The 12,989-nt window shown below is 63.6% G+C and carries 3 protein-coding genes; 1 reads left to right on the plus strand and 2 read right to left on the minus strand.

The window, feature by feature from the left end; genetic code table 11:
- Positions 1-722: 722 nt before the first annotated feature.
- A complete protein-coding gene (locus tag ACQ5BL_RS00185; protein ID WP_243809255.1) occupies positions 723-1,055 on the minus strand; it encodes a tryptophan synthase subunit beta in 333 nt (110 codons plus the stop codon).
- 114 nt (positions 1,056-1,169) lie between these two features.
- Positions 1,170-11,276, minus strand: coding sequence for a retention module-containing protein (locus ACQ5BL_RS00190; RefSeq protein WP_430292754.1), 10,107 nt, complete (start codon positions 11,274-11,276; stop codon positions 1,170-1,172).
- Between the two features lie 343 nt (positions 11,277-11,619).
- Between ACQ5BL_RS00190 and ACQ5BL_RS00195 the strand changes: the two genes are divergently transcribed.
- The gene (locus tag ACQ5BL_RS00195; protein WP_207887231.1) at positions 11,620-12,972 is read left to right on the plus strand and encodes a TolC family outer membrane protein; all 1,353 of its coding nucleotides are present in this window, start codon (positions 11,620-11,622) and stop codon (positions 12,970-12,972) included.
- Positions 12,973-12,989: the final 17 nt, after the last annotated feature.

The following is a 12,989-nucleotide window of genomic DNA, read 5'->3' on the forward strand; positions in this document are numbered from 1 at the left end:
TCGTAGGAGCGAGCTTGCTCGCGAACCCCGCCTGACGCCGGCCTTGCCGGCAGATCGCGGACGAAGTCCGCTCCTACGTACGCGGGATACGTCGGTATTTCCCTTTTGAGACGGAGCCATCCGCGATGGATTTCGCGGACAAGGTCCGCTCCTACAGGGTGAGCCCCGTGCTGCTTTTGTAGGAGCGGACTCCGTCCGCGATGCTCTCGCTTTTTGTAGGGCGAATAACGCGCAGCGTTATCCGCCGCGATGGGTATCGCTTCGCTCCACGCCATCCTACGAAACACCCCCGAAATCCCAGGCGCGCGCAGAGTCCGGCGAAGCCGGGCCCGGATGCCGGGGCGAGACCTCTGGGTTCCGTTTGTAAGGGCGGCTATCCGACGTTTGAGAAAAGTGGCTCGCCCGAGGGGGCGGAACAAAATGCTCCAGCACACGCCGAAGCGGCGCAGAAACACCTGCCAAGACGGCGGATAACGCTTGGAGCGTTATGCGCCCTACGAAGAGCAAGAGCATCGCCGAGAAGCTCCACCCCTACGAAAGCAGCGCTCCCCCGTGGTGGCCGCGATCCGTCGGCAGCACCCCGGCGTTTCCCCCGATCCTGCGCAATGCACCGCCGGTGCGCACCTGTAGGAGCGCCCCATGGGCGCGATCGCGGGCATGGCCCGCTCCTACGGGTTATTCCGTCGCGTCGATGAACGTCGAGCCAGGATCGAAAACAGGCCTCAGATCAGCCCCGTTTCCTCATCGTCGTTGATCAGCCGGGTCAGCCCGCCCAGTGCCTCACGGGCCTGGGTACGGTTGAGCAGCTTGGAGCGCGCCGCCGGCGGCAGGTCGGTGATGCGGATGACGCCCTTGGCGATCAGCACCGAGATCAGGTCGTCCAGCACCCGGATCATGTCCAGGTCGCTCTGCTTGAGCTGTAGCAGGCTGCTCTCGGCGGCCTGCCAGGCCAGGATATCCGGGTGGTCGTCCGGCAACGTTCCGGTCATTCCATCGAACTCGGCGTCTTCGACGCGCGCCAGTTTTCCCTCGGCGTTGCGCTGGATGTACAGCATCGGCCCGTCCCCATTGTCGGAAGTGAAAGTACGCCAGCGGCGCCACCCCGAAGGATGGCGCCGCTGGCGCGATGGCTGAGCCTGACTCTTTCGTCGCCTGGCGGCAACGGGGAATCAGTGATGCTCAGTCTTGACCACGGGATCGGAGCCCGCCACCAGTTGCTTGACGATATCGGTGGGGTTCGAGCCGTAGGTGGTGAGGTCGACGCCGCTCAGCTTGATGGTGACATCCGCGCCGCTGTTGACCTGGCCGGTGGTGCTCACCTGCAGGGTCGAGGTCGTGGTGTCCACCTTCAGGTAGCTGAGGATGTCGTTCTGCGCGGCATCGGGCAGCAGGTCGCTGATGTCGATGCGGTCACCTTCGCCGGCCTTGAAGTCGGTGATGGTGTCGTTGCCGGTATCGCCCGCCTTCCAGATAAAGGTGTCGGCACCCGCGCCGCCGGTGAGGATGTCGTTGCCCTTGCCGCCGGTGAGCTGGTCATCGCCGGTGCCGCCGAACAGGATGTCGTTGCCACCCTCGCCGAACAGGAAGTCGTTGCCGCCCTGGCCGTAGAGGATGTCGTTGCCCTCGCCACCGTAGAGGTTGTCGCTGCCGCCACGGGTGTCGCCGTCGACGTTGAACAGCGCATGGTTCTCCTTGATGAAGCTGTACATCTCTTCGGAGGTCGCCACGTGGCCGTTCTTCAGTTCGAGGAACGCCGACAGCGCGCTGACGCCGGAGCCCGCCGGCAGCTCGGCAGGTTTGACCGGGTTGCCGTTGACGCCCCAGGGCAGGTTGTCGGTGTTGATGCTGTCACCGAAGACGATGTCGTTACCCGAGCCGGCATGGACGGTGTCGTTGCCCGAGGGCGCCAGGTCCGAGCTGCTGGAGCCGCCGTGCAGGGCAGCGTTGAGCTGGTCGGCCTGGGTGACGATATCGACCTGGCCGACCGGGGCTGCGACCTGGTCGTTGCGCGAGATGTTGTCGATGGTGACGGTGGCGTTATTGTCCTTGCCCTTGTCGCTGTTGTCATTGAGCTCGAATTCGAGGCGATAAGTGCCCGCGCCGACGGCAATGGTGGTGAGGGTGCCGCCGTTATCGTTGGAGTCGAGCGTGTTCTGGTCGACTTGGCCCCAGCTACCGTCGGCCTTCTGCTTTTCCAACGTCCAGGTGAACTGGTCGCCCTTCATCATGTTCTTGACCAGGTCGAAGCTGAAGGTCGAGGTCTTGCCCTGAGCGACCGTCAGGTTCGAGCTGATGACAGTGCTGGAGCCGCTCTTCACGTGGGTGTCCATCATTTGCAGCTTGCCGCTACTGATGCTGACCGAACCGTTGCCATCGGTGTTCCCGGTCCATCCGCTGGGCAATGCGGTACTGCCCTCGAAGTCGAACAGGGTAGTGCCCTTGTAGTAGGTCACCGAACCAGTGCCTGTAACCGAGGTGTTGTCGAAGTACTTGAGCGTGGCTTCGTTGACGTTGGTACCGATACCGATCGCACGGACCTCGCTGAGCGCCGACAGGTCGGCGAAGGCCTTCGTGGTGTTCTGCATCAGGGTGCCGCTACCGGTGGACTCGGTCGGGTCGCCGTCGGTGAGGAACAGCGAGACGTTCTCGAAGCCGTTCTTCTGGCCGTTGAACCAGGTTACTGCCTGGCCGAACGCCTCCTGGTAGTCGGTACCGCCGCCAGCCTGCAGGCCCTGGGTCTGCGATGTACCGATGGCGTCGACCAGCTTGTTGACGTTGGCGTCGGTGAGGTCGCTCACGCTGACCTTGAGGCTGGCGGTACTGTTGAAGCCGATCAGCGCGATGTTGATCACGCCATCGTGGCCCTTGAGTTGGTCGGCCAGTTTGATCAGCGCGTCCTTGACCAGCTTCATCCGCGTATCGGCGTAGTTCGTGGTGCTCGCCCCGGCCAGACTGTCGCCCATGCTGCCGGAGGTATCGACGATCAGGGCGATGTTGTAGTTGGTGCCCGGCTGGGTGACGGTCAGGGTGCCGCCCACGTCGCCGAGGATCACGTCATCGCCCGCGCCGCCGATCAGGTTGTTGTCGCCGTTGGGATCGATGGTCGGGATTTGCATCTGCCCGACAAGGATGTCGAAGCCGTGGGTCGCCGAGGTGTCGGCGCCGCCGTTGGCGGTGCCGCCGCTGTCCTGCACGGCGAAGTCGAAGTGCGCGTTGCTGCCCGCGGCGTCCGGCACGAAGGTCAGCTTGCCGCTGGCGATGTCGCTGGGGCTGACCGGCTGGCCGGCCACCACCTTGGCGCCGTTGAGCCACAGGGTGCCGGAATCCGGCAGGGACTTGATGATCACCGACTGCAGGCTCTGCAACTGGCCGTTGGCGGCGTCCGCGGAGTCGTTGAAGGCGAAGTCGTTCAGCCCGAAGGTGTAGGTCTGGCCAATGTGGATGTTGGCCGTGGCGTCCGCCGACAGCGGCGCGTCGTTCACCGGGGTGACGTTCAGGGTGATGGTGTTCGGCGTCGAGTCGAAGGCACCGGCGCTGTCTTTCACCGAGAAGGTGAAGTCGGCGTAATGGTTGCCGCTGGCGTTGGCCGCCGGGGTGAACACCAGACCACCCAACTGGCTTGCAGCGATCACCTGGCCGGCGGTCACGGCGACACCGTTGAGGCTCAGGCTGCCGGCGCTTGGCAGGCCGTCGATGCGTACCGCGCTCAGGCTGTCACCCTGGTCCACGTCGGTGAAGCCGAAATCGGCAGCGCTGAAGGAGCGGCTGCTGTCTTCGTTGAGGGTGATGCTGTTGTCAGCGCCGTTGGGGGCGTCGTTGACTGGTTCCACGTGGATGGTGGCGGTGGCCGGCGTGCTGTCCGCCAGGTTCTGGTTGTCCACGGCGGCGAACTGGAAGCTGGTGTCGCCGTTCCAGTTGGCGTTGGGAATGAAGCTCAAGCTGGCGGTATTGCCGGTGGCCGGGACGTTGTCGCCGACGTTCAAAACCACGCCATTGAGCATCAGGGTGCCGTTGGCCGGCAGGCTCTGGATGACGAAGTGATCGACAGTGCCGTCGATGTCCGAACCCGAGAGGTTGACGGTGATCGGCGAATCTTCGTTGCCGCTGGCAGTAGCGGGGTTGGTTTCCGGGGCGTCGTTGACCGGTTCCACGTGGATGGTGGCGGTGGCCGGGGTGGCGTCAGCCAGGTTCTGGTTGTCCACGGCGGCGAACTGGAAGCTGGTATCGCCGTTCCAGTTGGCGTTGGGAGTGAAGGTCAGGCTGGCAGCGTTGCCGGTGGCCGGGACGTTGTCGCCGATGTTCAGCGCCACGCCATTGAGCATCAGGGTGCCGTTGGCCGGCAGGCTCTTGATGACGAAATGGTCGACAGTGCCATCGATGTCCGAACCCGAGAGGTTGACGGTGATCGGCGAGTCTTCGTTGCCGCTGGCGGTGGCGGGGTTGGTTTCCGGGGCGTCATTCACCGGGGTGACGTTGATGCTGACCACCGACTCCACGGAGCCGCCGTGACCATCGCTGACGACGACGGTGAAGCTGTCGTTGCCGTTGTAATCCTTGGCCGGCGTATAGGTGTATTCGCCAGTGACCGAGTCCAGCGTCAGGGTGCCGTGCTTCGGTTCGTTGCCGGATTTCAGGGTGAAGGTGAGGTTGTCCTGGTCGACGTCGGTGCCCACGATCTGGCCGTTGACCGCAGTATCTTCGGTGGTGGTCTTGGACTGGTCTTCAGTGACCGGCGCATCGTTCACCGGAGTGACGTTAATGCTGACCACCGACTCCACGGAGCCACCGTGACCATCGCTGACCACGACGGTGAAGCTGTCGTTGCCGTTGTAATCTTTGGCCGGTGTATAGGTGTATTCGCCAGTGGCCGGGTCCAGCACCAGAGTGCCGTGCTTCGGCTCGGAACCGGATTTCAGGGTGAAGGTGAGGCTGTCCTGATCCACGTCGGTGGCGACGATCTTGTCGCTGACCGCGGTGTCTTCGGCGGTGGTCTTGGACTGGTCGGCGGTGACCGGATCGTCGTTGACCGGCGTGACAGTGATGCTGACCACCGACTCCACGGAGCCGCCCTGGCCGTCGCTGACGACCACGGTGAAGGAATCAGCACCGTTGTAATCCTTGGCCGGCGTGTAGGTGTATTCGCCAGTGGCCGAGTCCAGCGTCAGGGTACCGTGTTTCGGCTCGGAACCGGATTTCAGGGTGAAGGTGAGGCTGTCCTGATCGACGTCGGTAGCGACGATCTTGTCGCTGACCGCGGTGTCTTCGGCGGTGGTCTTGGACTGGTCTTCAGTGACCGGCGCATCGTTCACGGGCGTGACGTTGATGCTGACCACCGACTCCACGGAACTACCGTGACCATCGCTGACCACGACGGTGAAGCTGTCGTTGCCGTTGTAGTCCTTGGCAGGGGTATAGGTGTATTCGCCAGTGGCCGGGTCCAGCGTCAGGGTGCCGTGCTTCGGTTCGTTGCCGGACTTCAGGGTGAAGGTGAGGCTGTCCTGATCGACGTCGGTAGCGACGATCTTGTCGCTGATCGCAGTGTCTTCGGCGGTGGTCTTGGTCTGGTCTTCAGTGACCGGCGCATCGTTCACGGGCGTGACGTTGATGCTGACCACCGACTCCACGGAGCCGCCCTGGCCGTCACTGACCACGACGGTGAAGCTGTCGTTGCCGTTGTAGTCCTTGGCAGGGGTATAGGTGTATTCGCCAGTGGCGGAGTCCAGCGTCAGGGGGCCGTGCTTCGGTTCGGAACCGGATTTCAGGGTGAAGGTGAGGCTGTCCTGATCGGCGTCGGTACCGGCGATCTGGCCGTTGACCGCAGTGTCTTCGGCGGTGGTCTTGGACTGGTCCTCAGTGACCGGAGCATCGTTCACCGGAGTGACGTTGATGCTGACGACCGACTCCACGGAACTACCGTGACCATCGCTGACCACGACGGTGAAGCTGTCGTTGCCGTTGTAATCCTTGGCTGGCGTATAGGTGTATTCGCCAGTGGCCGAGTCCAGCGTCAGGGTGCCGTGCTTCGGTTCGTTGCCGGATTTCAGGGTGAAGGTGAGGCTGTCCTGATCGACGTCGGTAGCGACGATCTTGTCGCTGATCGCAGTGTCTTCGGCGGTGGTCTTGGACTGGTCGGCGGTGACCGGCGCATCGTTCACCGGGGTGACGTTGATGCTGACCACCGACTCCACGGAGCCGCCCTGGCCGTCGCTGACGACCACGGTGAAGGAATCAGCGCCGTTGTAATCCTTGGCCGGGGTGTAGGTGTAGTCGCCAGTGGCGGAGTCCAGCGTCAGGGTGCCGTGCTTCGGTTCGTTGCCGGACTTCAGGGTGAAGGTGAGGCTGTCCTGATCCACGTCGGTGGCGACGATCTTGTCGCTGACCGCAGTGTCTTCGGCAGTGGTCTTTGTCTGGTCTTCAGTGACCGGCGCATCGTTCACCGGGGTGACGTTGATGCTGACCACCGACTCGACCGAACCGCCTTTGCCGTCGCTGACGATCACGGTGAAGGAATCAGCACCGTTGTAGTCCTTGGCCGGGGTGTAGGTGTACTCGCCAGTGGCCGGGTCCAGCGTCAGGGTGCCGTGCTTCGGTTCGCTGCCGGATTTCAGGGTGAAGGTGAGACTGTCCTGATCCACGTCGGTGGCGACGATCTTGTCGCTGACCGCAGTGTCTTCGGCGGTGATCTTGGACTGGTCTTCAGTGACCGGCGCATCGTTCACCGGCGTGACGTTGATGCTGACCACCGATTCCACGGAACCACCGTGACCATCGCTGACGACGACGGTGAAGCTGTCGTTGCCGTTGTAGTCCTTGGCCGGCGTATAGGTGTATTCGCCAGTGACCGAGTCCAGCGTCAGGGTGCCGTGCTTCGGCTCGGCGCCGGACTTCAGGGTGAAGGTGAGGCTGTCCTGATCCACGTCGGTGGCGACGATCTTGTCGCTGATCGCGGTGTCTTCGGCGGTGATCTTGGACTGGTCTTCAGTGACCGGTGCATCGTTCACCGGGGTGACGTTGATGCTGACCACCGATTCCACGGAACCACCGTGACCATCGCTGACGACCACGGTGAAGCTGTCGTTGCCGTTGTAGTCCTTGGCCGGCGTATAGGTGTATTCGCCAGTGACCGAGTCCAGCGTCAGGGTGCCGTGCTTCGGCTCGGAACCGGACTTCAGGGTAAAGGTGAGGCTGTCCTGGTCGGCATCGGTGCCGGCGATCTGACCCTTGACCGCGGTGTCCTCGGCGGTGGTTTTGGACTGGTCGGCGGTGACCGGTGCGTCGTTGATCGGGGTGACGTTGATGCTGACCACCGATTCCACGGAACCGCCTTTGCCGTCGCTGACGACCACGGTGAAGGAGTCAGCACCGTTGTAATCCTTGGCCGGCGTGTAGGTGTATTCGCCAGTGGCCGAGTCCAGCGTCAGGGTGCCGTGCTTCGGCTCGGAACCGGATTTCAGGGTGAAGGTGAGGCTGTCCTGATCGACGTCGGAGCCCACGATCTGACCGTTGACCGGGGTGTCCTCGGCGGTGGTCTTGGACTGGTCGGCGGTAACCGGTGCGTCGTTGACCGGAGTGACGCTGATGTTCAGTGTCGAGCTGCTGCCGGTGTTGGTGGTATAGGTGATTTCCGGCACCGCGCCGTTGTAGTCCTGCGCCGGGGTGAAGGTGTAGGAACCATTGGCGTTGATCACCAGCGAACCGACACCTGCGATGGTTGCGGTGCTGCCGGCGGCGAAGCTGCCCTGCACGCCAGTGATGCTGAAGCTGTCGACGCTGAGCGTGTTATCCACATCGCTGTCGTTGCTCAGCACATTGCCGGTGGCAGGGGTGTCCTCGGCGACGCTGTTGCTGTCTGCGACCAGCACCGATGCGTCGTCCACCGGGGTGACGTCGGCGAAGTTCAGTTGCGCGGTGTCGGTGGCGCTACCGTCGCTGACGGTGTAGGTCGCGCTCGGCACCGGGCCGTTGTAGTCCTTGGCCGGGGTGAAGGTGAAGCTGCCGTCGCTGTTGATGACGAGGCTGCCGATGCCCTGGAGGGTGGCGGTCTGGCCAGCGGCGTAGCTGCTTTCGCCGAAGGTGAAGCCAGTGACGGTCAGCTTGTCGCCATCGACGTCGTGGTCGTTGGTCAGCACATTGCCGGTGGCTGCGGTGTCTTCGGTAACGGCGAACGGGCCGTCGTTTGCAGCTACCGGCGCGTCGTTCACCGGGGTGACGTTGAGATTGACGACTGACTCGACCGAGCCGCCTTTGCCGTCGCTGACGACCACGGTGAAGGAGTCAGTACCGTTGTAATCCTTGCTCGGCGTGTAGGTGTATTCGCCAGTGGCCGGGTTCAGCTCCAAGGTGCCGTGTTTCGGCTCGGAGCCGGACTTCAGGGCGTAGCTGAGCGTGTCCTGGTCGACGTCGGTGGCAGCAATCTTGCCGCTGACCGGGGTGTCCTCGGCAGTGGTCTTGGACTGATCGGTGGTTTCCGGCGCGTCGTTGACCGGGGTGACGTTGATGCTGACCACCGACTCCACGGAGCCGCCCTGGCCGTCACTGACCACGACGGTGAAGCTGTCGTTGCCGTTGTAATCCTTGGCCGGGGTGTAGGTGTATACGCCAGTGGCCGGATCCAGCGTCAGGGTGCCGTGCTTCGGTTCGTTGCCGGACTTCAGGGTGAAGGTGAGACCGTCCTGATCGACGTCGGTGCCCACGATCTGGCCGTTGACCGCCGTGTCTTCAGCAGTGGTTTTGGACTGATTGGCGGTTTCCGGGGCGTCGTTCACCGGGGTGACGTTGATGCTGACCACCGACTCCACGGAGCCGCCCTGGCCGTCACTGACCACGACGGTGAAGCTGTCGTTGCCGTTGTAATCCTTGGCCGGCGTGTAGGTGTACTCGCCAGTGGCCGAGTCCAGCGTCAGGGTGCCGTGCTTAGGCTCGGAACCGGATTTCAGGGTGAAGGTGAGGCTGTCCTGATCCACGTCGGTGGCGACGATCTTGTCGCTGACCGCGGTGTCTTCGGCAGTGGTCTTGGACTGGTCTTCAGTGACCGGCGCATCGTTCACCGGAGTGACGTTGATGCTGACCACCGACTCCACGGAGCCGCCCTGGCCGTCGCTGACGATCACGGTGAAGGAATCAGCACCGTTGTAATCCTTGGCCGGCGTGTAGGTGTACTCGCCAGTGGCCGAGTCCAGCGTCAGGGTGCCGTGCTTAGGCTCGGAACCGGATTTCAGGGTGAAGGTGAGGCTGTCTTGATCGACGTCGGAGCCCACGATCTGACCGTTGACCGCAGTGTCTTCGGCAGTGGTCTTGGACTGGTCGGCGGTGACCGGTGCATCGTTGACCGGGGTGACGTTGAGGTTGACGACCGACTCGACCGAGCCGCCTTTGCCGTCACTCACCACCACGGTGAAGGAGTCAGTACCGTTGTAATCCTTGGCCGGGGTATAGGTGTATTCGCCGGTGGCAGGGTTCAACACCAGGGTGCCGTGGGTCGGCTCGGCGCCAGGCTTCAGGGTGAAGCTGAGGCTGTCCTGATCGACATCGGTGCCCGCGATCTTGCCGCTGACCGGGGTGTCTTCGGCGGTGGTCTTGGACTGGTCTTCGGTGACCGGCGCATCGTTCACCGGAGTGACATTGAGAGTCACCACCGACTCGACGGAGCCGCCATGACCGTCGCTGACGACCACGGTGAAGGAGTCAGTACCGTTGTAATCCTTGCTCGGTGTGTAGGTGTATTCGCCGGTGGCCGGGTTCAACACCAAGGTGCCGTGGGTCGGTTCGGCGCCAGGCTTCAGGGTGAAGCTGAGGCTGTCCTGATCGACATCGGTGGCAGCAATCTGGCCGCTGACCGGGGTGTCTTCGGCGGTGGTCTTGGACTGGTCCGCAGTCTCCGGTGCATCGTTAACCGGAGTGACATTGAGGTTGACGACCGACTCGACCGAGCCGCCTTTGCCGTCGCTGACGACTACGGTGAAGGAGTCAGTACCGTTGTAATCCTTGCTCGGTGTGTAGGTGTATTCGCCGGTGGCCGGGTTCAATACCAGGCTGCCGTGGGCCGGTTCGGTCCCCGGTTTCAGGGCGTAGCTGAGCGTGTCCTGATCGACGTCGGTGCCCACGATCTTGCCGCTGACCGGGGTGTCCTCGGCTGTGGTCTGTGACTGATTGGCACTGACCGGCGCATCGTTCGCCGGGCTGACGTTGCCGAAGTTCAGCTGCGCGGTATCGCTCAGCCGGCCGTCACTGACGGTGTAGGTCGCGCCCGGTACCGGGCCGTTGTAGTTCGGCGCCGGGGTGAAGGTGAAGCTGCCATCCGCGTTGATCACCAGCGAGCCAACGCCACTGAGGGTGGCGGTCTGGCCGGCGGCGTAGCTCTTGCCGTCGAAGGTGAAGCCGGTGACGGTCAGCGCATCGCCGTCCGCGTCGCGGTCGTTGGTCAGCACATTGCCGGTGGCCGGGGTGTCTTCGGTCACGGCGACCGGGCCGTCGTTTGCGGCAACCGGCGCATCGTTCACCGGGTTCACGCCTACGGTGACGGTGATGGTGTCGCGGCCGCCCTGGCCGTCATTGACCACCACGGTGAAGCTGTCGCTGCCGTTGAAGTTCTGCCCGGGGGTGTAGGTGTAGGTGCCGTCGGCGTTGACCACCACGGTGCCGTTGCGCGGGGCGTCGCCCAGGTCGAAGCGCAGCGGGTTGCCGTCCGGGTCGTTGGCGCGCAGGCGGCCGCTGACCGGGGTGTCTTCATCGGTGCGAATGCTGGCGTCCTGGCCACGCGGGTCGTGGTTCGGTCCGCGCTGGTTCTGCGCGTTGTTGCCTTGTTCCTGCTGTTGCCGGCCGACGGCTTGGCCATTGTTTGCCGTGCCGAAGCCGATGTTCGGGTCGACCCGGCCGCCCGTCTCGCCAAGCATCACGAAGCTGTGGCCGCCGCCCGCGGCGCCGGAGCCCCCGGTGGACGCCGACGGACCGGCCGCGGTGGGCGCCAGGGCCTGGGTCGGGTCGAGGCCGGCGGCGATGGCTTTCTGCAGGTCCTCGGTGCTCGGTACGGAGAGTTGTGCTTGCGCATGTGCAGGTGTCGCGTGCGGCAGGCCGGCGCCGCTCCACTGGCTGTCCCGCCCCAGGTCGACCACGCGGCCGTTGCCGGTGTCCAGGGTCACGGCACCGGCGGCGCCCGTGACCAGCTGCTCACCCTGGTAGATGCGGTCACCTTCGACCAGGACGCGCTGGGCGCCTTCGGGGGATACCGCAACCACTTGGCCGATGATGCTTTTGACGACGGCGACGACGTTGCTCATGCACTTCTCCTGATGAGGCTTACCTGGTGTGCCAGCTGGCCCGCCGTGTTCCATGTCGGCGCCAGGGGCATTCCCTTGTCATTCAGAGCGAAATAGTTGGCGTCAATAACTTGGCTTTATGGCGAATCGAAATTAGGCATATGCCAATGTATTGACCATTCGCGAGCCATCCTAAACAATTGGCAAATCGATGTCACTTTGATATCGAAGCGCCGCCAAAAATATTTTTCGCGAAACTGGTCACGTTTCTCGAACGATCCTTGCAGCGTATTCGCCGGTCTTTTGACGCTCTTTGCGGCAATCGAATCGCTGCCGCACATCTCATTGATAAGGATGTTTCTTCATGCGTCTGCGATTCGCTTCCGTTGTGCCCTTTGCCCTCTCGTTCGTGCTTCCCGCCCATGCCGACACGCTCAACCAGGCGATGCAGAAGGCCATCGATTACCACCCGGAAATTCAGGCCGGCGTGAACAGCCGACTGGCCGCCGACAAGCAGTTGCGCGCCGCCCAGGGCGGCTACCTGCCGTCGGTCGACCTGCTCGGTGGCTACGGTCGCGAAGGCACCGACTCGCCCTCCACCCGCGCCGACGGCGACAACCACTGGGACACCATGAACCGTGGCGAGTCCAGCCTGCGCCTGCAACAGATGGTGTTCGACGGCTTCGCCACCTCCAGCGAAGTGGGCCGTCAGCAGGCGACCGTGAACTCTCGCGCCTATGCGCTGCTCGGCACCTCCGAGCGCACCGCGCTGGAAGTGGCGCAGGTCTATACCGATGTGCTGCGTCGCCAGGAAATGGTCCGTCTGGCCGAGGCGAACCTGAAGCGCCACCAGCAGGTGTATGACCAGATCAGCCTGCGCAGCGCGCGTGGCGTCGGCCGCCTGGCCGACCAGGACCAGGCCGAGGCACGCCTGGCCCAGGCGCAGAACAACCTGTTCACCGAAAAGACCAACCTGGCCGATGCCCGCACCAATTACTTCAGCGTGGTGGGCAGCGAGCCGGCGGACCTCGCCGAGCCCACCGGCCTGAACGGCCAACTGCCGGCGGACCTGCAGGCGGCGCGTCGCCAACTGCTGGAAAACAGCCCGATCCTGCGCTCGGCGGAGTCCGACGTGGCGGCGGCCGAGAAGCAGTACGAAGCGGCGAAGTCGACCTTCTATCCGCGATTCGATGCAGAACTTTCCACGGGTGCCGATAACAACATCGACGGCGATCCGGGCCACAACAACGAATGGCAGGCCATGCTGCGCATGCGCTACAACCTGTTCGCCGGCGGCAGCAACAAGGCCGAGCTGGAAGCCAAGTCGTACCAGGCCACCCAGGCTCTGGATATCCGCAACAACGCCCTGCGCCAGTTGAACGAGGAGCTCGGATTGTCCTGGAACGCCCTGGAAAACGCCCGTGAGCAGCTGCCGATCGCCCGCCAGTACGTGGACTACAGCACCCGCGTGCGCGAGGCCTACCAGCAGCAGTTCACCATCGGCGAGCGCACCCTGCTCGACCTGCTGGACAGCGAGAACGAACTGTTCAACGCTTCGCGCCGCGCGGTCGACCTGAAGTACACCGAGCTGTTCACCCAGTACCGCATCAAGGCGACCCTGGGCGAGCTGCTCAAGAGCCAGGGCGTAGTGGCTCCGATGGCGACCGTGGTGAGCAACGACGTCAAACCGCAGGTGCAGCTGCCCGGCCTGAACTGAGCCGGACTTCTGCCTCA

Source organism: Pseudomonas sp. B1-22 (assembly GCF_050474425.1).
GTDB lineage: Bacteria > Pseudomonadota > Gammaproteobacteria > Pseudomonadales > Pseudomonadaceae > Pseudomonas.